Source organism: Actinocorallia herbida (assembly GCF_003751225.1).
In the GTDB taxonomy this organism is placed as follows: domain Bacteria; phylum Actinomycetota; class Actinomycetes; order Streptosporangiales; family Streptosporangiaceae; genus Actinocorallia; species Actinocorallia herbida.
On sequence record NZ_RJKE01000001.1, the window covers coordinates 3,499,723 to 3,523,825 of the forward strand.

Genomic DNA, 24,103 nt, shown 5'->3' on the forward strand with positions numbered 1-24,103 from the left:
CGGAATATTCCCGGCCCGCGCGCCGAACCCGTCACCTTGTCATGCGGGGCCGGACCGGGCGCTCCGGGTGAGGACGCCGTGCATCATGTCGACCCAGGTGGTGACGAGGGCGTCGTCGTCGATGGGGAAGGGGTCGGTCGACAGCAGGGCGCGGAGGAGACGGGAGGACAGGAGCGCGCCCAGGCCGACGGACGCGATGGCGTCCGCGCGGTCGGCGGGGACGTCGGCGGAGTCGCGGAGCCAGGAGGAGAACGCCTCGAAGGTGGAGCCGATGAGCTGGTGAACGGCGTCGCCCACGAGTTCGGGGCGGGATCTCGCCTCGGACGCGACGACGCGGAGCAGTTCGGCTTCGTGGTCGAGCTCGGTGAGCGCGTAGCGGGCGGTGAGGGTGAGTTCGGTGCGGAGGTCGCCGACGCCGGCGAAGACGTGCCGGATGTCGCGGAGCGCGGAGACACGGTCGAGGTGGCGTTCGATGCCCGCGGAGAGGACCGCCTCCTTGCTGCGGAAGTGGTGGTAGATGCCGCCCGCGCCCGGCGTCAGGCCCGCGGCGCTCTCGATCTGCGTGATGCTCGTGCCCTTGTATCCGTTCCGCCCGAAGAGCTCCATCGCGGCGTCGATGATGCGGTCACGGGTTGACGTCGTCATGGTCCTAAGTAAACACTGAGGAGGCCAAAGAAGCTACTTTCTGGGGGCCGGGATGGCTGAACGGAAAGATCAGGGAAGGCCGTCCGGCGGACGGATCGCGCGCACCGCCCCGCTGGTCGGGCTCGCGGGCCGGACCGCCGCCGAGTCGGTGGTCGCCGCGTTGCGCGGCAAGGCCCGCAAGCGGGAGTTCCACGAGAAGGCCGCCGAGCGGTACGCCGAACGGCTCGGCCGTGCCAAGGGCGTCCTGATGAAGGCGGGGCAGATCATGTCGTTCGTCGGCTTCGCCGTGGACGACGAAAATCTCTCGGTCTACCAGCGCGCGCTGGCACGCCTTCAGGATGACGCCCCGCCCATGCCGTTCGAGATGGCCGCGGAGATGGTCGAGTCGGAGCTGGGCGCCCCGCCCGGTGAGCTGTTCGCGAGTTTCGACCCCGCGCCGATCGCCGCCGCGTCGATCGGGCAGGTCCACCGGGCGGTCACCCGCGACGGCCGGCAGGTGGCCGTCAAGGTGCAGTATCCGGGCGTCGAGCAGGCGATCCGCGCCGACCTGGCCAACACCGAACTGCTCGCCACGTTCTTCCAGATCGGCCGCGGCATGGTCTCCGGGCTCACCCGCCTGGACGTCCGGGCGGCGGCCGCCGAGATCGCCGACCGGATCGGCGAGGAGATCGACTACCTCAACGAGGCGCAGAACCAGCGGGAGTTCGGCGACCGGTACCGGGGCCACCCGTTCGTGCGCATCCCCGGGGTGCTGCCGGAGCTCTCGACGCGGCGCGTCCTCACCATGGAGTACGCCGAGGGGCTGCGCTACCGGCAGGCCGTCGACGCACCGCAGGAGCTGCGGGACCGCTGGGGCGAGGCGATCTTCCGGTTCACCCTCGGCAACATCCGACGGTTCCATCTGTTCCACGCCGATCCGCACCCGGGCAACTTCCTCTTCCACCCCGACGGCACCGTGACGTTCCTGGACTTCGGCTGCGTCAAGCGGTTCAGCGCCCACCGGGTCGGGTTCCTGGTCGCCGTCTCCGAGGCCGCGGTGGCCGGCGACGCCCGCGCGATGATGGACCTGCACCTCGCCGAGGGGTTCTTCGACCCCGCCGACGCGCCGTCCCCCGAAGTCGTGCTCGGCTGGTGGCGGAGCAGCCTCGCGGCCTGGACGGAGCCGCAGCCCTACAGGTTCACCCCCGAGAACACGAGCCGCACCGCGGCCACCGAGTTCAGCCTCACCGGCCCGTACTCGGAGTACCTGCGCCGCTGGAACGCCGATCCCGGCATGACCATGCTGACCCGGATCCAGCTCGGCATGGCCGCGGTGCTGGGAGGACTGCGCGCCGAGGGGGAATGGGAGCTGATCCGCCGGGAGTGGGACCGCGACGCGCCGCCCGGCACCGCGCTCGGCGAACTCGACAAGCCGTTCTGGGGAGGCGTCGGTGTCGGCTGAAGCGGCGACGCGCGAGGCGGTCCGCTGGGACGCGGCGACGGGCACCTGGCTCGTCTCGGGTCATGCAGAGGCGGCCGCGGTGCTGCGCGGCCAGGGCTGGAGCAGCGACCCGCGCCGCCTGCCCGGCGCCCCGCCCGAGATGGCCGAGCTGCCGCCGGGGAACCTCCTGTTCACCGACCCGCCCGACCACACCCGGATGCGGCGGCTGCTCGGCCCCGCGTTCACCCCGCGCGCGCTGGAGCCGCTCCGGCCGCGGATCGCCCAGATCGTCGACGCGGCCCTCACCGGCCTCGACGACGAGGCCGACCTGCTGCGCGACGTCGCCTATCTCATCCCGGTCGCGGTGATCGCCGAACTGCTCGACGTCGGCGCGGACGGCGCGGAACTGCTCCTGGAGCTGACGCCCGAGCTCGTCCGGATGCTGGAGATCGACGCCGACGGCGAGGCGATCGTCGCGTCCTCGGCGGCGGCGACCGATCTCGTCATGTTCCTCACCCCGCTGCTCGCCGAGCGGCGGGGCAGGCCCGGCGACGACTTCATCAGCGCGATGCTCGCCGTCCCGGACGGGCTCGATCCGGCCGAGATCGCGGGCACCTGCGTCCTCCTGCTCGCCGCCGGACACGAGACGACGGCCCACCTCATCGCGAACGCGGCCCTCGCCCTGCTGAGCGACCCGGCGCAGATCCCGCACCTGCTCGCCGACCCGGCCCGGGCCGTCGAGGAGTTCCTGCGGGTCGAGGCCCCGATCGCGCGCGCCGTGCGCGTCGCCACCCGCGACCACGAGCTCGGCGGCCACCGCGTCGAGGCGGGCCAGGCCGTCCAGCTCCTGCTGCGCGAGGCGAACCGGGCCGGACTCCCGCTCGACCTCACCCGCGACCCGCTCCCGCACCTGGCCTTCGGCTCCGGCGCGCACTACTGCCTCGGCCAGGGCCTCGCCCGGATGGAGGCCGTCGAGACCCTGCCCCGCCTCTTCACCAGGTTCCCCGAGCTGCGCCTCATCTCCTCGACCCGGCGCGTCTCCGCCACCTTCCACGCCCTGGCCGACCTGCGCGTCGCGGGTCTGACCCCCTGACGCGGAGGTTCCGCGCCCGTCGGAGAGACGGGCGCGGAACCTCGTGTCAGCGCGCGGCGTTGCGGATCGCGCGGAGCCGGTGAAGGGGCCCGTTCGGGGGCCCGAAGTGGTCGTGGAGCTCGGTGTAGAGGGCGTAGAGCGGGTCGTAGGCGTCGGCGCGGGCCGGGTCGGGGAGATAGGCGTTCCGCCGGATCTTGCCCATCGCGGTGGACGCCGTGCGGAGGTCGGGGTGGGCGCCCGCGGCGACGGCGGCGTGGATGGCCGAGCCGAGGGCCGGGCCCTGGGGTGAGTCCAGGGTGGAGAGGGGACGGCAGGTGATGTCGGCGTAGAGCTGCATGAGGAACGGGCTGCGCAGCAGGCCGCCCGCGACGACGAGTTCGGTCACCGGGACCCCGGCCCGCTCGAACGCGTCGATGATGGTGCGGGTGCCGAACGCGGTGGCCTCCAACAGCGCGCGGTAGACGTCCTCGGGACGGGTCGCGAGCGTGGTGCCGATGAGCACGCCCGACAGATCGTGGTCGACGAGGATCGAGCGGTTCCCGTTGTGCCAGTCGAGCGCGACGAGCCCGTGCGCGCCGACGGCCTGGGCCGCCGCCTTCTCGGTGAGCAGCTCGTGCCCGGACAGCCCGCGCTCCCGCGCCTCCTCGACGTACCCGGGTGGGAGGCCGCAGCTCAGATACCAGGCGAAGATGTCGCCGACACCCGACTGGCCCGCCTCGTACCCCCACAGGCCGGGCACGATCCCGTCCCGCACGACCCCGCACATGCCCGGCACCTCGCCGAGCACCGCGGAGTTCATGACGTGGCAGGTGCTCGTGCCCATGACCATGAGCATCTGGCCGGGATCGACCGCGCGCGCCGCGGCCGCCGTGACGTGCGCGTCGACGTTGCCGATCGCGACCGCGATCCCCTCCGGCAGCCCGGTCAGCGCGGCCCCCTCGGCGCTCAGCCCGCCCGCCCGCTCGCCCGCCCGGCTCAGCGGATGGTCGAGCTTGCCCAGCAGCGCCGAGAAGCCCGGCGCCAGCGCGTCCAGATACTCCGCCGACGGGTATCCGTCCTGGTAGACGCCCTTGTAGCCCGCCGCGCAGAGGTTGCGGCTCTCGTGCCCGGTGAGCTGCCAGATGATCCAGTCCGCGGCCTCGATCCAGCGATCGGCGCGGGCGAACGCGTCGGGATCCTCCTCGAACACCTGGAGCGCCTTCGCGAACTGCCACTCGCTGGAGATCTTCCCGCCGTAGCGGGCGAGCCAGGGTTCGCCGCGCTCGGCGGCGAGCGCGTTGACCCGGTCGGCCTGGCCCTGCGCGGCGTGGTGCTTCCACAGCTTCGGGTACGCGTGCGGCCGGTCGGCCAGGTCGTCGAGCTCGCAGAGCGGCGTGCCGTCCGCGAGCGCGGGCAGGACCGTGCACGCGGTGAAGTCCGTGCCGATCCCGATGACCTGATCCGGCCGAACTCCCGCGTCCCGCAGCGCCGCGGGGACCGTCTCGCGCAGCACCCGCCGCCAGTCCTCGGGCACCTGGAGCGCCCACGAGTCGCCGAGCGGAACACCGGACGGCAGCCGCTGCTCGACGACCCCGTGGGGGTAGTCGAACACGGCCGTGCCCAGCTCCGCGCCGGTCTCCACCGACACCACGACCGCGCGTCCGGAGAGTGTTCCGTAGTCGACGCCGATCACTACCCGCTCGTTCACCTGAAGGCTCCTCGTCGCCGGGGGTCGGGGCAAGATTGTTAGCGGTATCACCGAAATGCGTCAATGGTCACGCAGCAGAAACCGGCCAGCGGCGAGGTATTGACACGACGTCCGGTTATCGCAAACATTCGTGACACACGCCACACCGACCCGCGAAGGGAGGCGAGATGGAAGAGGCGAAGCGTTCCGGCGGCGTCCGTCGTCCGGTGGTGATGGAGGACGTCGCGGAGCGCGCCGGCGTCTCGGCCATGACCGTCTCCCGCGTCCTCAACACGCCGGAGAAGGTGCGGCCCGCGACCCGGGCCCGCGTCCTCGCCGCCGTGCAGGAACTCGACTACCGTCCGAACGCCGCGGCGCGGGTCCTCGCGACCGGACGCTCCGGCATGCTCGGCGTCGTCAGCTTCGACACCACCCTCTACGGCCCCGCCTCGACCCTCTACGGGATCGAGCGCGCGGCCCGCGAGCACGACTACCTCATCAGCATCGTCAGCCTCAGCGCGCTCAACCGCCGCACCATCGGCGAGGGCGTGGACCGGCTCCGCGGCCAGAACGTCGACGGCATCATCATCGTCGCGCCGCACGAGTCGGCCGCCGAGGGGCTGCGCGATCTGCCCCCCGAGCTGCCGATCGTGGTGGTGGGCGCGGCCGACGAACTGCCGTGCCCGCTCGTCTCGGTCGACCAGTACGCCGGGGCGGCCCGCGCCACCCGGCATCTGCTGAGCCTCGGCCACGAGACGGTCTGGCATCTCGCGGGCCCGTCCGACTGGGTCGACGCGCACGCCCGCTTCGTCGGCTGGCGCGAGACCCTGGAAGCCGAGGGACGCGAGATCCCCGACGTCCTGTTCGGCGACTGGTCGGCGCACTCCGGCTACCGGCTGGGCCGCCAGATCGCCGACGTCCCCGACCTGACCGCGGTCTTCGCCGCGAACGACTCCATGGCCCTCGGCCTGCTGCGCGCGCTGCGCGAGGCGGGCCGCCGGGTTCCGGGGGAGGTGAGCGTCGTCGGCTTCGACGATGTTCCCGAGGCCCCCTACTTCTCCCCGCCCCTCACCACGGTCCGCCAGAATTTCGGCGAAGTGGGCAGCCGTGCCCTCGCGATGATGCTCGACCGCATCGGCGGGTCCGCCGCCGACGCACCCCGCCGAAGAGGCGTCGTCGAACCGGAACTCGTCGTCCGCGAAAGCACCGGCGCCCGCCACTAGACCATTCCCGGACCACCCTCGGGTGGCCCTTCCGGCCCTGAAATGTTAACGCTAACACTTCGAGGTTCCCTTGAACGCGACAGATCACGCCCAGCTGCGCAGCGCGCTGGTGGACCTCCACCGGCTGCTGGTCGACTCGGCGCTCGTCGTCTGGACGGCGGGCAACGTCTCCGCCCGGACGGACGACGGCCACTTCCTCATCAAGCCGAGCGGCGTCCCCTACGACCGGCTCACCCCGGAGTCGATGGTGCTCTGCGACCCGGACGGAAACCCCGTCGGGCCGGGCTTGAAGCCGTCGAGCGACGTGTTCGCGCACGCCTACGTCTACCGGCACCGCCCGGACGTCGGGGGAGTGGTGCACACCCATTCCACCTACGCGACGGCCTGGGCGGCGCGCGACGAGGCGATCCCCTGCGTCCTGACGGCGATGGCCGACGAGTTCGGCGGGGAGATCCCGGTCGGCCCGTTCGCCCTCATCGGCGGCGAGGACATCGGCAAGGGCGTGGTGGACACCCTCGAAGGCAGCCGGAGCCCCGCGGTGCTGATGCGCAACCACGGGGTCTTCACGATCGGTGCTTCGGCCCGCTCCGCGGTGAAGGCGGCGGTGATGTGCGAGGACGTCGCCAGGACCGTGCACATCTCCCGGCAGCTCGGCGCGCCGCTGCCGATCCCCCAGTCCGAGATCGACTCCCTCTACGACCGCTACCAGAACGTCTACGGCCAGTGACCGGCCGCCCCCCGAAGGAGTTCCCGATGCGTGAAGTGTGGTTCCTGACCGGCAGCCAGGGACTCTACGGCGAGGACACGCTCCGGCAGGTCGCCGAGCAGTCCCGGGAGATCTCCGACCGGCTGGCCGAGGGGCTGCCCGTCCGCGTGAAATGGCTCCCGGTGCTGACCGACGCGTCGGCGATCCGCCGGGTCTGCCTGGAGGCCAACGCCGACGACTCGTGCGTCGGCCTCATCGCGTGGATGCACACCTTCTCCCCGGCCAAGATGTGGATCGCCGGCCTGGACGCGCTGTCCAAGCCGCTGCTGCACCTGCACACCCAGGCGAACGTCGCGCTGCCGTGGGCGACGATCGACATGGACTTCATGAACCTCAACCAGGCCGCGCACGGCGACCGCGAGTTCGGGTTCATCCAGACGCGGCTCGGGGTGGCCCGCAAGACCGTCGCCGGGCACGTGTCGGACCCGTCGGTGGCCGTCCGCGTCGCCGCCTGGGCGCGGGCCGCGACGGGCGCCGCGGAACTGCGCACGCTCAGGCTGGCGCGGTTCGGCGACAACATGCGGGACGTCGCGGTGACGGAGGGCGACAAGGTCGAGGCCCAGCTCAGGTTCGGCGTCTCGGTCAACACCTACGGCGTCAACGACCTGGTGGACGTGGTCGACCAGGTCCCAGACGCCGACATCGACGCGCTGGCCGCCGAGTACGAGGACGCCTACGACGTCGTCCCCGAACTCCGCAAGGGCGGCGAACGGCACGCGTCCCTGCGCTACGGCGCCCGGATCGAACTCGGTCTCAGGGCCTTCCTCACCGACGGCGGCTTCGGCGCCTTCACCACCAACTTCGAGGACCTCGGCGGCCTCCGCCAGCTCCCCGGCCTCGCCGTCCAGCGGCTCATGGCCGACGGCTACGGCTTCGGCGGCGAGGGCGACTGGAAGACCGCCACCCTGCTCCGCACCCTCAAGACCGCCGCCGCGGGACTCCCGGGCGGCACCTCCTTCATGGAGGACTACACCTACCACCTCGCCCCGGACGAGCAGGTCATCCTGGGCGCGCACATGCTGGAGGTCTGCCCGACGATCGCGTCGGGCCGGCCCTCCCTGGAGATCCATCCTCTCGGCATCGGGGGCCGGGAGGATCCGGTGCGGCTCGTCTTCGACGCCGAGCCGGGCCCCGCCCACGTCGTCGGCCTCGCCGACATGGGCGACCGGTTCCGGCTCGTCGCCAACGAGATCGAGGTCGTGCGGCCGCTCGCGCCGCTGCCGAAGCTGCCCGTCGCGCGGGCGGTCTGGAAGCCGCTGCCCGACCTCGCGACCTCGGCCGAGGCGTGGATCACCGCGGGCGCGCCGCACCACACCGTGTACACCGCGGCGCTCGGCGCCGCCGAACTCGAGGACTTCGCCGAGATCGCCGGAGTCGAGCTGCTGACCATCGACGCGGCCACCGAAATGCGCCGCTTCACCCGCGAGATCCGCTGGAACCAGGCCTACTACCGCCTGGCCCAGGGGTTCTGACGGGTCCCACCCCTCTCACCCCCACCCCGGATCGGCACCCGCCGATCATCCCCCCGGAAAGAAGGAATCCCATGTTCAAGCGCCTTGTCCTCGCGGTCGCGGGCGCCTCGCTGGCGCTCACCTCGCTGACCGCCTGCGGTGGCTCCGACGACACCGGATCCGGCTCCGACGCGCTCGTCCTCGGCTTCTCCCAGGTCGGCGCCGAGTCCGGCTGGCGAACGGCCAACACCCTGTCCATCCAGGAGTCGGCGAAGTCCGCGGGCGTGGAGCTGAAGTTCTCCGACGCCCAGCAGAAGCAGGAGAACCAGATCGCGGCGATCCGGTCCTTCATCAAGCAGAAGGTCGACGTCATCGGCTTCTCCCCGGTCGTGGTGACCGGCTGGGACGCCGTGCTCAAGGAGGCCAAGGCCGCGGACATCCCGGTCGTCCTCACCGACCGCGCGGTCGACTCCGACCCGTCCCTGTACGTGACGTTCCTCGGCTCGGACTTCGTCGAGGAGGGCCAGAAGGCCGGCCAGTGGCTGGTCGACGAGTACGAGGACGCCAAGGAGCCGGTGAACATCATCCAGCTGGAGGGCACGGTCGGCTCCGCCCCGGCGATCGACCGCAAGAAGGGCTTCGAGGACACGATCGCGGCGAACCCGAACCTCAAAGTGGTCGCGTCGCAGTCCGGCGACTTCACCCGCGCCAAGGGCAAGGAGGTCATGCAGGCCCTGCTCAAGGCGAACAAGGACGTCGACGTGCTCTTCGCGCACAACGACGACATGGGCCTCGGCGCCCTGCAGGCCATCGAGGAGGCCGGCCTCAAGCCCGGTGAGGACATCAAGATCGTCACCATCGACGCGGTCAAGGACGGCATGCAGGCCCTGGCCGACGGCAAGTTCAACTTCATCGTCGAGTGCTCCCCGCTGCTGGGCGACCAGCTGATGGAGGTCGCCAAGAAGGTCGACGCGGGCGAGACCGTGGAGAAGCGGATCATCACCGTCGAGACCGTCTTCGACCAGGCCGCCGCCAAGGAGGCCCTCCCCAACCGCAAGTACTGACCCATCCCGTGCGCCCGCCGGGACCGCGACCGCGGTCCCGGCGGGCGCCCGACGAGAAACGAGGAGGACGGCCATGGCAGCCGCTCCCGTCTTGGAGATGAACGGCGTCTCCAAGGGATTTCCCGGAGTCCAGGCCCTCGACGACGTCGCCTTCCGGCTGTTCCCCGGCGAGGTCCACGCGCTGATGGGGGAGAACGGCGCGGGCAAGTCCACCCTGATCAAGGTGCTGACCGGCGTCCACGAGGCCGACGCCGGAACCGTCGTGATCGACGGCGCCGCCACCCGGGTCCGGGGCCCGCTCCAGGCGCAGCGGCTCGGCATCAGCACGGTCTACCAGGAGGTGAACCTCTGCCCGAACCTGTCGGTGGCGGAGAACATCTTCATCGGGCGCGAGCCCCGGCGGTTCGGCCGGATCGACTGGGCGCGGATCAATCGCTCGGCGAGAGAGCTGCTGGCCCGTCTCGACCTCGACCTCGATGTCACCGCGCAGCTCGGCTCCTACTCCCTGGCCGTCCAGCAGCTCGTCGCGATCGTGCGCGCGGTGGACCTCCAGGCGAAGGTGCTCATCCTCGACGAGCCGACCTCCAGCCTGGACCGGGGCGAGGTCGCGCAGCTGTTCGCGGTCATGCGGCGGCTGCGCGAGGACGGCGTGGCGATCCTGTTCGTCTCGCACTTCCTGGAGCAGGTCTACGAGGTGTGCGACCGGGTCACCGTGCTGCGCAACGGCCGCCTGGTCGGGGAGTACCCGATCGACGAGCTCGACCGGTTCGACCTCGTCGCCAAGATGACCGGCCAGGAACTCGCGGCGCTGGAGGAACTGGAGGAGGCGTCCCCGGATACCGGCAAGGGCGAGCTGCTCTTCCGGCTCGACGGGGTCGGCCGCGCGGGCGCGATCGCCCCCGTGCGCCTCGACCTGCACGCCGGTGAGGTGGTCGGGATCGCCGGGCTCCTCGGCTCCGGCCGCTCCGAGCTGGCCAGGCTCATCTTCGGCGCGGACACCGCCGACTCCGGGCACATCCAGGCGGGCGGCGAGCCCGTCGCGATGAAGAGCCCGCGGGCGGCCATCGACCGGGGGGTCGCGTTCTGCCCGGAGGACCGCAAGGGCGACGGCCTGGTGATGGATCTGACCGTCGCGGAGAACATCGTCCTCGCCCTCCAGGCCGCGCGCGGCTGGACCCGCCCCCTCGGCCAGCGCAAACGCGACGAACTGGTCGACCGGTACATCAAGACCCTGCGCATCCACCCGCCGCACCCGGACGCCCTGGTGCGGAACCTGTCGGGCGGCAACCAGCAGAAGGTGCTGCTCGCGCGCTGGCTCATCACCCGGCCCAAGCTCCTCATCCTCGACGAGCCCACCCGCGGCATCGACATCGGCGCCAAGACCGAGATCCAAAAGCTCGTCGTCTCCCTCGCCGGGGACGGCATGGGCGTGGTGTTCATCTCCGCCGAGCTCGAGGAGGTACTGCGGATCTCGCACAAGGTCGAGGTGCTGCGCGACCGCAGGCTCGTCGCCGAACTCGACAACGACGGGACCCTCACCCCCGAACGGATCCTGCGGACCATCGCGAACGGAGCCGCGGACTCATGAACACCGCATCCCTGGCCAAACGCCTGATCGGGCACGCCCTCTTCTGGCCCGTGACGGTCCTCGTCGTCATGCTGCTCGCCAACATCGTCTTCACCCCGGGTTTCCTGGACATCCGGATCGAGCAGGGGCACCTGTACGGCAGCCTCATCGACATCCTGCTGTTCGGCGCCCCGCTGATCCTCGTCGCGATCGGCATGACCATGGTCATCGCGACCGGCGGCATCGACCTGTCCGTCGGCGCGACCGTCGCGATCTCCGGCGCCCTGGCCTGCGACCTCATCAGCAAGGGGCACGGCCTGCCCGTCGCGATCGGGACCGCGGTCGGCGTGTCGGTGCTGCTCGGGCTGTGGAACGGGCTGCTGGTGACGCGGCTCGGCATCCAGCCGATCATCGCGACCCTCATCCTGATGGTCGCCGGGCGCGGCATCGCGCAGCTCATCACCGGCGGCCAGATCATCACCATCAACGACCAGGGCTACAAGCTGATCGGCGGCGGCTACTGGCTCGGCCTGCCCTTCGCGATCATCCTGGTGGCCGTCGCCCTGGCCGTCACGGCGGTCCTCACCCGGCGGACCGCGCTCGCGCTGCTCATCGAGGCGGTCGGCGGCAACGCCGAGGCGGCCCGGCTGACCGGGATCCGCTCCCGCGGCCTGATCGTTCTCGCCTACGTGTTCTGCGGGCTCTGCGCGGGCGTCGCCGGATTGATGATCAGCTCCAACACGCTGTCGGCCGACGGCAACAACGCGGGGCTCTGGATCGAACTCGACGCGATCCTCGCGGTCGTCCTCGGCGGCACCGCGCTCACCGGCGGGCGCTTCTCGCTCGCCGGGACCGTGCTCGGCGCGCTCATCATCCAGACGCTCGACACCACCATCTACACGGCGGGGATCCCGCCGCGGACCACGCTGGTGTTCTCCGCCGCGGTCGTCACGATCGTGTGCCTCATCCAGTCTCCCGCCTTCCGTGCGCGTTTCTCCCGGAAGAAGCGACGACGTCCCGCACCGCCCGTCCCGACCAACCCCCAGCAGGAGGTCGCCGCATGACCGCCTTCGTCCTCCGCCGCGCGGCGCCCTTCGCGCTCGGCCGGCGGCACGTTCCCGTGCTCGTCACGCTCGGGCTGTTCGTGCTGGCGTTCGCGATCGGGGCCGTCCGGTACGAGAACTTCGGGAGCGCGCAGGTCTTCCTCGACCTGTTCATCGACAACGCGTTCCTCATCGTCGTCGCGCTCGGCATGACGTTCGTCATCCTGACCGGCGGCATCGACCTGTCGGTCGGCTCGGTCGTCGCCCTGTCGGGCATGCTCTGCGCGATCGGCACGATGAAGCTGGGGCTGCCGGCCCCGCTCGTCATCGCGGGCGTCCTGGTGATCGGAACGCTGTTCGGGGCGGGAATGGGCTATGTCATCCACGCGTTCCAGGTGCAGCCGTTCATCGCGACCCTCGCCGGGATGTTCCTCGCCCGGGGCATCTGCCTGACCCTCAGCGAGAACCAGATCTCGATCGACGACGGCTTCTTCGACGCGGTCGCGCTCAACTCCCTCCCTCTCCCGGGAGAGAACCGGTTGTCCTGGGGCGCGGTGGTCTCGCTCGTCGCCGTCGCCGTCGTGGTGTACGTCCTCCAGTGGACGAGGACAGGACGCAACGTCTACGCGGTCGGCGGCAGCGAGCAGTCCGCGGTCCTCATGGGCCTGCCCGCCGCCCGCACCAAGATCCAGGTCTACGCGATCAGTGGTTTCTGCTCCGCCCTGGGCGGCGTCCTGTTCGCCCTTTACACCCTCTCCGGCGACCCCACCCACGCCCTCGGCATGGAGCTCGACGCCATCGCCGCGGTGGTCATCGGCGGCACCGTCCTCACCGGCGGCTCCGGCTACGCCATCGGCAGCGTCCTCGGCGTCCTCGTCCTCGGCGTCATCAAGACCATCCTCAGCTTCGAAGGCACCCTCAGCTCCTGGTGGACCCGCATAGCCATCGGCGTCCTCCTCTTCGGCTTCATCGCCCTCCAGCGCCTCATCGCCTCCCGCCGAAAAGCCACGACGCCGGTCTAGCGCGCCGGGGCCGTCCGTGCCGAGGAACGGACGGCCCCGACGTTCTTGATCGACCGGTCAACTATCGGCTATCTTCGGCGGGTGCCCAGGACGAGTGACGCGCGGGAGCGGCTGGTGCGGAACGCCGCCCGGCTGTTCCTGACCCGCAGCTACCAGACGGTGGGGGTGGAGGAACTGTGCGCCGCCGCGGATGTGCGGCGCGGCAGCTTCTACCACTTCTTTCCCGGCAAGTCCGACCTGGCCAAGGCGGTCATCGACCTGCACGCCGCCGCGCTCTGGACCAGGCTCGACGCGGCGGGCGCGGTACCGCAGCGGGGCGACGCGGCGGAGGCGGCCGCGCGGCTGCACGCGGCGGCCGACGCGGTGGGCGAGATCCAGGCGGGGTTCGAGGCGCGGTTCGGACAGGTCGTCGGCTGCCCGTTCGGCAACCTCGCCGCCGAACTCGCGACCACGGACGACGAGCTGCGCGCCCACCTCGCCGCGGTGTTCGCCGCGTGGGAACTGCGGCTCGCGGATCTGTGCCGGGCGGCGGCCGAGCAGGGCGCGCTGCGCGACGGCGTCGACCCCGGCCTGCTGGGCAGGATCCTCGTCGCCCAGGCCCAGGGCGCGATCCTGCTGGCCAAGACCGGCAGGTCGGCCGCCGCCGAGATCCCCCGCGCCCTGCACCAGGTGATCGGCGCCCATCTGAGGGAGAACGCATGACCGCGGCCGTGGACTGCCACATCGATCCGATGTGCCCCTTCGCCTACGCGACCTCGCTCTGGCTGCGCGAGGTCCGTGATGCCCTCGGCGTCGAGCTGAACTGGCGGTTCTTCAGCCTCGAAGAGGTCAACCGCGCCGAGGGCAAGAAGCACCCGTGGGAGCGGCCGTGGTCGTACGGCTGGTCGCTGATGCGGATCGGCGCGCTGCTGCGGCGCCGCGACATGGCGGCGCTCGACGCCTGGTACGGCCTGATCGGCGCCGAACTGCACGAGCGCGGCGGCAAGCCGCACGACCCCGACGTCGCGCGGCGGCTGCTCGACCGGCTCGGCTTCGGCGCCGCGACCCTGGACGAGGCCCTGGCCGACGAGACCACGCACGCCGACGTCCTGGCCGACCACCGCCGGGTCCTCGACGCCGGAGGCTACGGCGTGCCCACGCTGTTCTTCCCCGACGGCCAGTGCCTGTTCGGCCCGGTGCTGATCGACCCGCCGGCCGGCGTCCGCGCCGTGCGGCTCTGGGACGTCGTCACCGGGACGCTGGAGTTCCCCGACCTGTACGAGATCCAGCGGCCCAAGGGCACCGCGGAGAAGCTGCGGATCCACCACGCGCTCCAGCCCTATCTCACCGGCCGCGACTGGATCAGCGTCGATCGCGGCGAAGTCATCGAGTTCCCCGAGTCTCCCGGAGGTGCCCAGTGAGCGGCGAAACCGATAAGAAGCAGGTGACCGCCACGCTCGTCGGCGAGTGGGCGGCGCTCGACGCGCTGCTCGGCGGGCTCTCCGCCGAGCAGTGGGCCGCCCCGACCTGCCTTCCCGGCTGGCGGGTGACCGACGTCGTCGCCCACCTCATCGGCACCGAGGCGATGCTCGCCGGGGACCCGACCCCGGAGACCGGCGTCGACGTCAGGGCGCTGCCCCATGTCCGCAACGACATCGGCGCGTTCAACGAGCAGTGGGTCACCGCGCTCCGTTACGAGGAGCCCGCCGCGATGCTCGCCAGGTTCCGCGACGTCACCGTCCGGCGCACGGCCGCGCTGGAGGCGATGTCCGAGGAGGAGTTCGCCGCACCGAGCTGGACCCCCGCGGGCCAGGCGACCTACGCCAGGTTCATGCGGATCCGCGTCTACGACTGCTGGATGCACGAACAGGACATCCGCGCCGCCCTCGACATCCCCGGCCACGAGGCCGGCCCGGCCCCCGAAGCCGCCCTCGAAGAGGCGTCCCACGCCCTCGGCCTCATCGTCGGCAAGCGCGCCGCCGCCCCCGACGGCAGCACGGTCCTCGTCGACCTCGTCGGCCCGGTCCATCGCGCCCTGACCGTCAAGGTCGACGGCCGCGCCCACCTGGTGCCCGCCACCGACGACCCCCCGACGGCGGCCCTCCGCCTCACCTCGTCCCTCTTCCTCCGCCTCTGCGGTGGTCGCCCCGCCCCGGACCCCGCCGTCGATCTGTCCGGCGACCGGGAGCTGGCCCGGCGGGTCCTCGACGAGCTCGCCTTCACCATCTGACCGATCCGGCGCCCGGCGACGAACGTGTGCGGCGGGCGCCTTTCAAGCTCGGGGCGTGACTACGGGGAGGTCCATCCGGTCGACCGGGAGCGGGTGTCGGGGACGACGCCGACGCATCCGCTCGATCCCGTCCGGCGCCGCGCCGAGCCGGAGGCCGCCGCCCCGATCGTGATCGAGGAGAACGCGTGGCTCGCCGGCGTGACGATCGGCGCCGACGGCGTCGTCGGCGCGGGCGCCGTCGTCACCGAGGACATCCCCCGAACGTGGTCGCCGTGGGCAACCCCGCCCGCGTGGTCCGCGCCCTGACCTGACCGCGGCCCGGTCCGTGAACGCCGAGGCCACCACCGGCCGGGGGCGGGTGGTGGCCGGGGGGCGGGTCAGCCGGCGGCGGCGCCGGTGTAGAGGTCGGCGGTGAAGTAGGTGGACGGGTCGGGGGACTCGGTGATCTTGCCCATGCCGACGAAGATGTCCGCGAGGCCCTTGAACCAGCCCGCGACGGTGCCGTCGTCGGTGAGCTCGACCAGTTCGTCCGTCGAGAGGATCTTCGTGACGGCGGACGCCCCCTTGAGCTGGCCGGACGGCGCCTTGAGGAACTTCTCGGTGAGGGTCTCGGCCTCGGCCGGGTGCGCCGCGATCCAGTCGTTGGCGGTCTGGACGACCTTCAGGACCTTGGTGACGGCCGCCGGGTCGTCCGCGACGATCTCGTTGCGCGCGACGAACGAGCTGGGGAAGCTCAGCGCGGGGTAGAAGTCGTCGCTCTTGGCCAGCTCGACGAGGTCGGGCGTGTTCTTCTTGATCGTGTCGATGAGCGGGTACCACAGGGCCGCGGCGTCGATCTGCTTGCTGGCGAAGGCGCTCACCACGGTGCTCGGGTCCATGTTCACCTTCTCCACGTCCTTCGCGGTGAGGCCGGCCTGCCGCAGCGCGAGTTCGAGGATCAGATCGCCGGAGGTGCCCTCGGGGACGCCGATCTTCTTGCCCTTGAGATCGGCGACGGTCGTGATGCCGGTGCCGGGGCGGGTGATGACCCGGTCGGCGATGCCCAGCATGTTCGGCGCGATGATCTTCGCCTTGCCGCTGGCGGGCAGCCAGGCCGCGCCGGAGCCGATGTAGCCGAAGTCGAGGTCGCCGGAGCCGAGCGCCTGGATCTGGAGCGGGCCGTTGGTGAAGACCTTCAGTTCCGGCTCGAGGCCCTGGCCCTTCCAGAGCCCCTGCTCGTCGGCGACGGCCAGGGTCGCGGCACCGGCGAAGTCGGCGATGTAGCCGAACTTCACCTTGGTGGCCGACGCGTCGCCGTCGTCGGAGGAGGAGCAGGCGGCGAGGGGGAGGAGGAGAGCGGCGGCGCAGAGCGCCGTCGCCTTGCGGAGGAGATGGTTCATCGGGGGGCTGCTTCCGGTGCGGAGGGCTGGTGGTGGACGGAGTGCCAGACCTGGTTGCGGATCTCGGCGAACTCGGGGGAGAGGCGGATCTCCTCGGTGCGGGGATAGGGCAGGTCGACGTCGATGATCCGGTGGACGCGACCGGGTCGTGCGGCCATGACGATCACCCGGTTGGCCAGGTAGACCGCCTCGTCCACGTCATGGGTGATGAAGAGGACGGTGCGGCGTTCACGGGTCCAGGCGTCGAGGAGCGAGTCCTGGAGCCTGACCCGGGTCAGTGCGTCGAGCGCGCCGAACGGCTCGTCCATGAGCAGGACGGCGGGGTCCACGGCGTAGGCACGGGCGATCGCGCAACGCTGTTTCATCCCGCCGGACAGGGTCTTGGGGAGCGCGTCGGCGAAGTCGGTGAGGCCGACCAGCTCGATGAAGCGTTCGGCGCGGGCGCGCCGCTCGGCCTTGCCCATGCGGGCGATCTTCAGCCCGAACTCGACGTTCTCGCGCACGCTCATCCAGGGGAACAGCGCGTACTGCTGGAAGATCACCCCGCGCTGGGGGCTCGGTCCGCGCACCCGCCCGCCGTCCACCAGGACCTCCCCGCCGGACGGCTCCAGCAGGCCCGCGGCGACGTTCATCAGCGTGCTCTTGCCGCACCCCGACGGTCCGACGACGGTGACGAACTCGCCGTCGGCGATGTCGAGGTCCACCTCGTCGAGTGCGGTGAAGGGGTTCCCCGCGACGTCGAAGACGTGGTGGACGCCCCGGAAGGAGATCTTGGGCGAGGTCCCGGTCATCTGCGCTCCTGCCAGTGGGTGAGGCGGCGCTCGGCGAGCAGCAGCGCCCGGTCCATGAGCAGGCCCGCGAGGCCGATGACGATCAGCTGGACGAAGATCGTCGGGAGGTCGTAGTAGAGCTGCGCCTGCTGCATCCGGTAGCCGAGTCCGGCCTGCGCGGCGATGAGCTCGGCGGCGACGACGGTGGCCCAGGAGGCGCCGAGCCCGATCCGCATGCCGACGAGGATGAACGGGGTGGAGGCGGGCACGACCACGCTCGCGAACACGGTCCGGTCGGTCGCGCCCAGCACCCGGGCCGCGTTGATCAGGGTGGGATCCACCGAGATCACGCCCTGGTAGGTGGAGACCACCGAGGACAGGAACGCCGCGAGGAAGATGACGAAGATCTTCGGGGTCTCGTCGATGCCCATGAGCACGATGGCCAGCGGGATGATCGCCAGCGGCGGCACCATGCGGAAGAACTGGAGCCACGGGTCGAGCAGCCCGCGCGCGGTGCGGTACCAGCCCATGAGGAAGCCGACGGGCACGGCGAGGCCGACCCCGAGGACGAACCCGGTGAACACCCGGCGCAGGCTCGCCGCCAGGTCGCCGAACAGGGTGCCGTCGGAGATCAGGTCGACCGCCCGCTCGGCCACGGGGACCGGGCCGGGGAAGCCCTCGATGCCGCTGGCGGCGAGTCCCGCCCAGACGAGCATCCCGAGGACGCCGGACGCGACGGTGAGGGGCCAGCCGCGGCGCTTGCGCGGTGGCGAAGGAGGGGACTTCACTCCGTTCTTCACGAGGCCACCTCGTCGGCGACGCCGTCGACGTCCGGGGCCCGGTCCGTGCCGATGTCCGCCATGTAGCTCATCCACGTGTAGGCGGGGTCGCCGCGCTCGACCAGCTCCCGGTACAGCCGGACGGTCAGGTCGCGGCGGACGCCGGAGTAGGCGGGCGCGTCGTAGACGTTGTGCAGCTCGTGCGGGTCGGTCTCCAGGTCGTACAGCTCGTGCACGCTCTCGGGGTTGAACACGAGCTTGTGGCGGCGGTCGCGGAACATCCGCTGGGAGTAGGGGAAGTGGTGGCCGTGGAACTCGGCGACCACGTGGTCCCGGCCGCCCGCGCCGGACCCGGTGATCAGCGGCAGCAGGCTCGTCCCGTCGCAGGGCCGCTGCGGGGGGAGCCCGGCCAGCTCCAGGAGGGTCGGGTTGAGGTCGATGAGGGTCGCGAAGTCGTCGACGACGCGGGGCCCGGCGCCCGGCACGCGGACGATGCCGGGGATCCGGTAGATGTCCTCGTACATCGCCGGCCCCTTGTCGTTGAGCCGGTGCGCGCCGGTGAACTCGCCGTGGTCGGCGGTGAAGACCACCGCGGTGTCGTCCCAGAGGTCGAGCTCGCGCAGCCGGTCGAGCAGCCGGCCGACCTGCGCGTCGATCAGGCTGACGTAGCCGCGGTAGACGGCGATGAGCTTGCGCCACGCGGCGGCGTCGAAGCTGTCGGCCGACCAGTACTCGGCGTAGCGGCGCTGGACGTCGGGCTTGCCCGCGAAGGTCTCGGCCATCGACGCGGGCAACTCGACCTCGTCGGGGTCGTGCAGGTCGTAGTAGGCGTCCGGGATCAGGTACGGCAGGTGGGGGCCGTACCAGTGGCAGGACAGCATGAAGCGGCGGGCGCCGGAGTGGAAGTCCTCGGCGTAGCGCTCCAGCAGGGCCAGGGCCTGGTCGGTGAGGAACGCCTCGACGGTCGCCTCCGCGGGCTGGGCGAGCCGTCCCGCGATGAGGTGGCCGCGGCCTGACGCGTTGGCGGCGCGCCCGTACACCGGATCGCGCACCTCGAACGGAGGGTGCCCGTGCTCCTTGAGCCAGCGCTCGTAGGACGGGTGGTGGAAGGGGTTGAGCGCGCCGGGCAGGTGTTCGCCGTCCATCGCGTAGAACTCGGGGCCGCGTTCGCGTCCGATGTGCCATTTGCCGACGTGCCCGGCGTTGTAGCCGGCCGCCAGCAGCGGGACGGAGAGGACCGGGTCCTCCTCGGCGACCTCGTCGCGGCCGCCGCCGTTGCGTTCCGGGTTGACCAGCAGGCCGTGCCGGAACGGGTGCAGCCCGGTGAAGAGCGAGGCGCGCGCCGGGGTGCAGATGGCGGTGGGCGTGTAGAAGCGGTCGAACCGGGCGCCCTCCGCCGCGAGGCCGTCCAGCGCGGGGGTGGACGCGCCGGAGCCGCCGTAGCAGCCGAGGGTGTCGACCCGGTGCTGGTCGGTCATCAGGAACAGGATGTTGCGGGGGCTGCCCAACGGAACTCCGATCATGTTTTTTCCCGAGCATTGACATTAATGGGGACGGTCGAGGCCGGTCAAGACTCCGGCTACGGGGTTCAGGCAGGGGAGGGGGCCGGGCGGAGGTGGTCGGGGATGTCCGGGTCCTCCTGGAGGAGCAGGGCGATCGCCCCCATGGCCGAGGCGTTGCCGCCCAGGTCGGCGGAGACGACGTCCAGGGAGTGCGCCGCGTTCGGCAGCGCGAGCCGGGAGATCTCGGCGCGCACCGGGTCGAGCACGAGGCTGCCCAGCGCGCCGAGCTCACCGCCGAGCACCACCCGCCGGGGGTCGAGCTGGACGACGGTCCCGGCCAGGACCCGGCCGATCCGGGTGGCGGCGGCGGTGATCAGCGCGCAGACCTCGGGCACGCGGTCCCTGGCCGCCTCGACCAGTTCGTCGAGGCCGGCGACCGCGACGCCCCGCGCCGCGCACGCTTCGAGGAGCGCCTGGCCGCCGGCGCGCTCCTCCAGGCAGCCCCTGCCGCCGCAGTGGCAGATCGGGCCGCCCGGGTCGAGGGACACATGGCCCAGCTCGCCCGCCCCGCCGTGGGCGCCGCGCACCAGTCGGCCGCCGACGACGTAGCCGCCGCCGATGCCCGTCGACCAGCGCACGTAGACCAGGTCGGAGACCGCCTTGGCGGCTCCCCAGGTGCTCTCCGCCAGGGCGGCGAGCCGCGCGTTGTTGTCGACCGCGACGCGCACCCCGAACTCGGCGGCGAGCCGTTCCGCGGCGGGGTTCGCACCCTCGCCCGCGGGCCTGGCCGGTTCGTCGACCACGCCGTGCAGCCCGAGCCCGATCGCCTCCAGCGAGCCGAGCCCGATCCCGCGCTCCCCGATCACCCGCCGGATGAGGCGGACCGCGGTCTCGGCGCGCTCGGCCGCGTCCGCCCGCTCGGAGACGTCGGCGGTCCCGGTCGCGACGACCTGGTGCGCGACGTTGGCGACGGCCAGATGGACCCGCCGGCGGGCGAGGTCGAGCCCGATCAGCTGGCCCGCCTCGGGGGCGAGCGCCACGAGCGTCGGCGGCCTCCCGCGCGCCCCCGACGGCCGGGCCTCGGCCTCGGTGACGGCGCCGCGCCTGACCAGGTCGGCGATGATCGCGAACAGGGTGGTGCGCGACAGCCCCGTGCGCTCGACGATGTCGGCACGGCTCAGCGGCCCCGTCGCGCGGAGCGTGCCGAGCACGAGGTCCTCGTGGACCCTGCGGAGCCGCTGGAGCGCGTCGGGAGGTCTGGTCATGGATAGATCATGCCAGCCGTGTCTATTATGTCAATACTTCGGATTAAAGATCTCCACGGGCGCGCTGTCCCCGCATGGCGAAACCCGTCGGCGACACCCCTGGCCCGGCTTGGGTCGATCTTCTCGCCGACGCGCTCGGGCGCTGACGGTCAGATCGGCATGGGCTGCGCGGTGGGGCGGTAGAGGCCGTGCAGGACGAGCCAGAGGTGGCGGGCGGCGTTGCGCAGGTGCTCGTCGGTGGACAGGGTGGCGCGGGTGATGGAGGGAAGGGCCGGTTCCGCCGCGTCGCCGATGTAGGTGAGGGCGTTGAGCGCCTGGAGCCGGACCTTCGTGTCGGGGTGCTCGTCGAGGGTGTCGGCCAAGTGGGGGACGGCGTCTCCGGTGCGGCCGAGGCGGGCCAAGGCTTCGGCGGCGACGATCCGGACCTGCGGGGACGGGTCGTCGGACAGGCACAGGGCCAGCGCGTCGGCGGCGGGGGAGGCGGCGTCACCGAGCATGAGCAGCCCGGAGGCCGCCCAGTACCGGACGACCTCGTTGGCGTCCGCGAGATCCTGGACGAGGCGGGGCAGGTTGCCGGGTTCGCGCCGGATGGCGGCTCCGGCGAGGTCCAGGACGCGGCGGAGCGGGTAGGCGCCGGTCGCGCGGCTCTGCTCGTACCCCTCCAGGGGTGAGCCTTCGGGGATGAACCCGTTGTCGTTGACGTCGAGGAGCCGCCGGTCGAGGGCCGCGCTCAGCCGGTGGAGGACGGCACGGTGGCCCGGCTCGTTCGCCAGGTCGTCGACCTCGTCGGGATCCACCCGCAGGTCGTAGAGCTCTTCGGCGGGCTTGGGCCGCCAGTACCTGTTTTGGACGGGGTCGAGGACGCCGTCGAGATGCGCCTGCTCCCAGTCCTGGTAGCCCTTCTGCTGCCAGGCGAACGCCTGGTGCTGGCCGTAGGGGCGGTGCGGGCTGTAATTGCGGATGTAGCGGTACCGCTCATCCCGGACGGTGCGCACCATGTCGTACCGCTCGTCCATCCGATTCCGCACGCCGAAGGCATAGGACGGCCGGGGCCCGCCCGTCAGTGAGGAGCCGCGCATGTGGTCGGGCGCGGGCAGCCCGGCCAGGGCGAGAACGGTCGGGGCGAAGTCCAGCGACGTGACGGGCGCGGTGACGACCGACCCCGGCGCGGCGGGCGCCAGATGTGCCCATTTCTCGGGGAACCGGACGATCAGCGCCGTGCGGAGTCCGCTGTCGTAGCAGTGCCGTTTGCTGCGCGGCAGGGCACCGCCGTTGTCGGAGTAGTAGAAGACGACCGTGTCCTCCGCGAGCCCGTCCTTCGCCAGTTCGTCGAGGCGATCGGCGACCTGCCCGTCGAGCTGCGCCATGAGGTCGTAGTAGCGGGCGCGGTCGGCGCGGATCGCCGGCGTGTCGGGCAGGTAGGCCGGAACCCTGACGTCCTCGGGCCTCGTCCGCCCGGCGCCGCCCAGGAACAGCGCGCTCTCGTGCGTGGTCATGTAGTTGAACACCGAGAAGAAGGGAGCGTCCTTCGGCCGGTTCCGCCAGTGCGCGAGCAGGCCCGACGCGTCCCAGACCTTCGCGGGGTCGAACGGCGCGTTGTAGTCGGTCTTGTTGTTGTTCGTACAGAAGTAGCCGGACTCCCTCAGGTATTCGGGGAATCCGCGGAGGAAGCCGGGGATGTTCCCCTCGGCCCGCATGTGCTCGGCCGGGCCGCAGGTCTCCGGCGGAAGGCCGGTCAGGATCGCGAACCGCGAGGGCGCGCACACCGGGGCGCTGGAGAAGGAGTTCTCGTAGCGGATCCCCTCGGCGGCGAGGCGGTCCAGGGTGGGCGTGCGCGCCAGCGGGTCGCCGTAGGCGCCGATATAGGGGTTGTTGTCCTCGCTCACCAGCCACAGGATGTTCGGCCCCCGGGCCGCAGCCTCCGCCCGCGCGGGCGGCCCGGCCGCGAGCAGCCCTCCCGTCACCCCGGCCAGCACCTGCCTGCGGGACACCCGGTCCAGATGCATACCGAACCTACCTTTTATATAGGTAATATCGGATGCCGATCGTCTCACAGACCCGGCCGCATGTCCCGTCCGCGCGTCAGGCGTGGCCGCCCGTGGTGACGGGGCCGAGGGTGAGGGTCGGGACGGCCTCCAGGATCTCGCCGAGCCGGGCCGTCTGCCGGCCGAGGTCGTCGAGCCGGGCTGGGGAGAGCCCGGTGAAGGACTCGACGGTGACGGCGAGCTTCCGGCCGGACCTGCGCTGGTGCCAGCGGCCCGCGACGGTGCCGTCGACGAGGAGGAGCTGGAAGTTGCCGCGCCGCGCCCGGTCGGCCGCCTCTCCGGGGTACAGCAGCGCCGGGGGCTGGTTGCCGACACGGTAGGCGTAGCCGTCGAAGTACGGCAGGAGGCGGACGCCATGAGGAGCCGTCTCGGGGACGGCGAGGTCCCCGGCGGCGACCCACGCGGCCTCGCCCTCGACCAGGACCGGCTCGAGCGCGTCGCCGAGCGAGGCGAACAGCTCCTTCGCCCAGGCCGGCGGCACGTTCGTCCAGTGCGCGAACCGCTGGGGCGTGGAGGGGCCGTAGGCGTGCAGGTGGCTTCGGACGAGCCACGGCAGCGCCTCCTCCGGCGCGGCGGGCACGAACCCCGGCACTGACCGCCGCGGATCGGTGAAGGCCGCCTTGCGTCCCCGGTCGGGCGCGAAGCAGAGCGCGCCGCGCATCCCCGCGAGATGCATCGCCTGCCGCCACCGCGGCCACTTGCCCTGGAACGCCTCCATCACCAGGTCGCCCGCCCACGGACCCGTCCGCGCGACGACCTCATCGGTGAGCTCGTCCACGGTCAGTTCCGTGTCGGCCAGCGCCTCGCGGATCGCCGCGACGACCTCCTCGGTCTGTCCCGGCGTGAGCCCGGTGTCCGGCCGATGCCTTGGCTGGATGAGGGGAAGCGCGGAAAGCGCCCCGACCCACAGCGCGAGGTCCCGCGCGGGCACGAGGTGCACCGTTCCGCGCAGCCCGTACGTCTTCACGAGGCTGCGCTCCTTCCACAGCGCGTCCCGCACGTCCTGCCGCGTCCCGGTCCCGAGCCGCATCCCGATCCCGACCTCGGCCGCCGACATCACCTGCGCGTGCACACCCGCCATCGCCCCCGCGACGTCGGCGGGCCGCGCGTCCTTCAGCGGCGCGGCGAGCCCGTGCCTTTCCAGCCGCCGAGCGCACACCTCGGACCAGGAGAAATCCCGCAGTTCCGTCACTC

At 71.8% G+C, this 24,103-nt stretch carries 21 protein-coding genes and 1 pseudogene; 13 read left to right on the top strand and 9 right to left on the bottom strand.

The window, feature by feature from the left end:
- Positions 1-39: 39 nt before the first annotated feature.
- Positions 40-645 (bottom strand): TetR/AcrR family transcriptional regulator, encoded by a 606-nt coding sequence (locus tag EDD29_RS16295; protein ID WP_123665224.1) that lies wholly within the window; start codon positions 643-645, stop codon positions 40-42.
- Positions 646-697: 52 nt separating this feature from the next.
- Here EDD29_RS16295 and EDD29_RS16300 point away from each other — a divergent pair, with 52 nt between their 5' ends.
- Together EDD29_RS16300 and EDD29_RS16305 are read left to right on the top strand one after the other, a co-directional pair.
- Positions 698-2,086: an ABC1 kinase family protein gene (locus EDD29_RS16300; protein ID WP_123665225.1), complete on the top strand. Its 1,389-nt coding sequence runs from the start codon at positions 698-700 to the stop codon at positions 2,084-2,086.
- Positions 2,076-3,158, top strand: a complete 1,083-nt coding sequence (locus EDD29_RS16305; RefSeq protein ID WP_123665226.1) for a cytochrome P450 family protein — start codon at positions 2,076-2,078, stop codon at positions 3,156-3,158. Before EDD29_RS16300 ends, EDD29_RS16305 begins: the two co-directional genes overlap by 11 nt.
- Positions 3,159-3,204: 46 nt before the next feature.
- Here the strand turns inward: EDD29_RS16305 and araB are convergent, their stop codons facing one another.
- Complete coding sequence (gene araB, locus EDD29_RS16310; protein WP_123665227.1) at positions 3,205-4,845, bottom strand: ribulokinase; 1,641 nt, start codon at positions 4,843-4,845, stop codon at positions 3,205-3,207.
- Between the two features lie 167 nt (positions 4,846-5,012).
- Between araB and EDD29_RS16315 the strand changes: the two genes are divergently transcribed.
- The 11 genes and pseudogenes from EDD29_RS16315 to EDD29_RS47710 form a co-directional block, all read left to right on the top strand.
- A complete protein-coding gene (locus EDD29_RS16315; protein ID WP_123665228.1) occupies positions 5,013-6,047 on the top strand; it encodes a LacI family DNA-binding transcriptional regulator in 1,035 nt (344 codons plus the stop codon).
- A 94-nt stretch (positions 6,048-6,141) separates the two neighbouring features.
- Positions 6,142-6,774: an L-ribulose-5-phosphate 4-epimerase gene (locus EDD29_RS16320; protein WP_246053412.1), complete on the top strand. Its 633-nt coding sequence runs from the start codon at positions 6,142-6,144 to the stop codon at positions 6,772-6,774.
- A 26-nt stretch (positions 6,775-6,800) separates the two neighbouring features.
- Positions 6,801-8,285, top strand: coding sequence for an L-arabinose isomerase (gene araA / locus EDD29_RS16325; RefSeq protein WP_123665230.1), 1,485 nt, complete (start codon positions 6,801-6,803; stop codon positions 8,283-8,285).
- 71 nt (positions 8,286-8,356) lie between these two features.
- The gene (locus tag EDD29_RS16330) at positions 8,357-9,328 is read left to right on the top strand and encodes an ABC transporter substrate-binding protein (protein ID WP_123665231.1); all 972 of its coding nucleotides are present in this window, start codon (positions 8,357-8,359) and stop codon (positions 9,326-9,328) included.
- A gap of 73 nt (positions 9,329-9,401) precedes the next feature.
- Positions 9,402-10,916 carry a sugar ABC transporter ATP-binding protein gene (locus tag EDD29_RS16335; RefSeq protein WP_123665232.1) on the top strand — a complete coding sequence of 505 codons (1,515 nt, stop codon included), beginning with the start codon at positions 9,402-9,404 and terminating at the stop codon, positions 10,914-10,916.
- Positions 10,913-11,959, top strand: coding sequence for an ABC transporter permease (locus EDD29_RS16340; RefSeq protein ID WP_123665233.1), 1,047 nt, complete (start codon positions 10,913-10,915; stop codon positions 11,957-11,959). The genes EDD29_RS16335 and EDD29_RS16340 overlap by 4 nt, the downstream gene beginning before the upstream one ends.
- A complete protein-coding gene (gene yjfF, locus EDD29_RS16345) occupies positions 11,956-12,960 on the top strand; it encodes a galactofuranose ABC transporter, permease protein YjfF (RefSeq protein ID WP_123665234.1) in 1,005 nt (334 codons plus the stop codon). The genes EDD29_RS16340 and yjfF overlap by 4 nt, the downstream gene beginning before the upstream one ends.
- Positions 12,961-13,041: 81 nt before the next feature.
- A complete protein-coding gene (locus EDD29_RS16350; RefSeq protein WP_123665235.1) occupies positions 13,042-13,662 on the top strand; it encodes a TetR/AcrR family transcriptional regulator in 621 nt (206 codons plus the stop codon).
- Positions 13,659-14,360, top strand: a complete 702-nt coding sequence (locus tag EDD29_RS16355) for a DsbA family oxidoreductase (protein ID WP_123665236.1) — start codon at positions 13,659-13,661, stop codon at positions 14,358-14,360. The genes EDD29_RS16350 and EDD29_RS16355 overlap by 4 nt, the downstream gene beginning before the upstream one ends.
- Positions 14,357-15,169, top strand: a complete 813-nt coding sequence (locus tag EDD29_RS16360; protein WP_211359748.1) for a maleylpyruvate isomerase family mycothiol-dependent enzyme — start codon at positions 14,357-14,359, stop codon at positions 15,167-15,169. The genes EDD29_RS16355 and EDD29_RS16360 overlap by 4 nt, the downstream gene beginning before the upstream one ends.
- Before the next feature lie 105 nt (positions 15,170-15,274).
- Positions 15,275-15,480, top strand: a pseudogene (locus EDD29_RS47710) (LbetaH domain-containing protein); the annotation flags it as partial.
- Between the two features lie 66 nt (positions 15,481-15,546).
- On the opposite strand, the gene EDD29_RS16370 reads toward EDD29_RS47710, so the two are convergent.
- The 7 genes from EDD29_RS16370 to EDD29_RS16400 form a co-directional block, all read right to left on the bottom strand.
- The gene (locus tag EDD29_RS16370) at positions 15,547-16,548 is read right to left on the bottom strand and encodes an aliphatic sulfonate ABC transporter substrate-binding protein (RefSeq protein WP_123665237.1); all 1,002 of its coding nucleotides are present in this window, start codon (positions 16,546-16,548) and stop codon (positions 15,547-15,549) included.
- Positions 16,545-17,339 (bottom strand): ABC transporter ATP-binding protein, encoded by a 795-nt coding sequence (locus EDD29_RS16375; protein WP_123665238.1) that lies wholly within the window; start codon positions 17,337-17,339, stop codon positions 16,545-16,547. Before EDD29_RS16375 ends, EDD29_RS16370 begins: the two co-directional genes overlap by 4 nt.
- Positions 17,336-18,118 (bottom strand): ABC transporter permease, encoded by a 783-nt coding sequence (locus EDD29_RS16380; RefSeq protein ID WP_246052805.1) that lies wholly within the window; start codon positions 18,116-18,118, stop codon positions 17,336-17,338. The genes EDD29_RS16375 and EDD29_RS16380 overlap by 4 nt, the downstream gene beginning before the upstream one ends.
- Positions 18,115-19,620, bottom strand: coding sequence for a sulfatase family protein (locus tag EDD29_RS16385; protein ID WP_123665239.1), 1,506 nt, complete (start codon positions 19,618-19,620; stop codon positions 18,115-18,117). Before EDD29_RS16385 ends, EDD29_RS16380 begins: the two co-directional genes overlap by 4 nt.
- 65 nt (positions 19,621-19,685) lie before the next feature.
- On the bottom strand, positions 19,686-20,864 hold the full coding sequence (locus EDD29_RS16390; protein ID WP_123665240.1) for an ROK family transcriptional regulator: 1,179 nt from the start codon (positions 20,862-20,864) through the stop codon (positions 19,686-19,688).
- Between the two features lie 149 nt (positions 20,865-21,013).
- On the bottom strand, positions 21,014-22,870 hold the full coding sequence (locus EDD29_RS16395) for a sulfatase-like hydrolase/transferase (RefSeq protein WP_123665241.1): 1,857 nt from the start codon (positions 22,868-22,870) through the stop codon (positions 21,014-21,016).
- A 76-nt stretch (positions 22,871-22,946) separates the two neighbouring features.
- Complete coding sequence (locus tag EDD29_RS16400; protein WP_246052806.1) at positions 22,947-24,101, bottom strand: winged helix DNA-binding domain-containing protein; 1,155 nt, start codon at positions 24,099-24,101, stop codon at positions 22,947-22,949.
- Positions 24,102-24,103 lie beyond the last annotated feature (2 nt).

Bases quoted from the DNA above. Each gene is read 5' to 3' on its own strand.
- EDD29_RS16295 (WP_123665224.1), bottom strand. From the start codon at position 645: ATGACGACGTCAACCCGTGACCGCATCATCGACGCCGCGATGGAGCTC.
- EDD29_RS16300 (WP_123665225.1), top strand. From the start codon at position 698: ATGGCTGAACGGAAAGATCAGGGAAGGCCGTCCGGCGGACGGATCGCG.
- EDD29_RS16315 (WP_123665228.1), top strand. From the start codon at position 5,013: ATGGAAGAGGCGAAGCGTTCCGGCGGCGTCCGTCGTCCGGTGGTGATG.
- araA (WP_123665230.1), top strand. From the start codon at position 6,801: ATGCGTGAAGTGTGGTTCCTGACCGGCAGCCAGGGACTCTACGGCGAG.
- EDD29_RS16330 (WP_123665231.1), top strand. From the start codon at position 8,357: ATGTTCAAGCGCCTTGTCCTCGCGGTCGCGGGCGCCTCGCTGGCGCTC.
- EDD29_RS16335 (WP_123665232.1), top strand. From the start codon at position 9,402: ATGGCAGCCGCTCCCGTCTTGGAGATGAACGGCGTCTCCAAGGGATTT.
- EDD29_RS16340 (WP_123665233.1), top strand. From the start codon at position 10,913: ATGAACACCGCATCCCTGGCCAAACGCCTGATCGGGCACGCCCTCTTC.
- yjfF (WP_123665234.1), top strand. From the start codon at position 11,956: ATGACCGCCTTCGTCCTCCGCCGCGCGGCGCCCTTCGCGCTCGGCCGG.
- EDD29_RS16355 (WP_123665236.1), top strand. From the start codon at position 13,659: ATGACCGCGGCCGTGGACTGCCACATCGATCCGATGTGCCCCTTCGCC.
- EDD29_RS16370 (WP_123665237.1), bottom strand. From the start codon at position 16,548: ATGAACCATCTCCTCCGCAAGGCGACGGCGCTCTGCGCCGCCGCTCTC.
- EDD29_RS16375 (WP_123665238.1), bottom strand. From the start codon at position 17,339: ATGACCGGGACCTCGCCCAAGATCTCCTTCCGGGGCGTCCACCACGTC.
- EDD29_RS16385 (WP_123665239.1), bottom strand. From the start codon at position 19,620: ATGATCGGAGTTCCGTTGGGCAGCCCCCGCAACATCCTGTTCCTGATG.
- EDD29_RS16390 (WP_123665240.1), bottom strand. From the start codon at position 20,864: ATGACCAGACCTCCCGACGCGCTCCAGCGGCTCCGCAGGGTCCACGAG.
- EDD29_RS16395 (WP_123665241.1), bottom strand. From the start codon at position 22,870: ATGCATCTGGACCGGGTGTCCCGCAGGCAGGTGCTGGCCGGGGTGACG.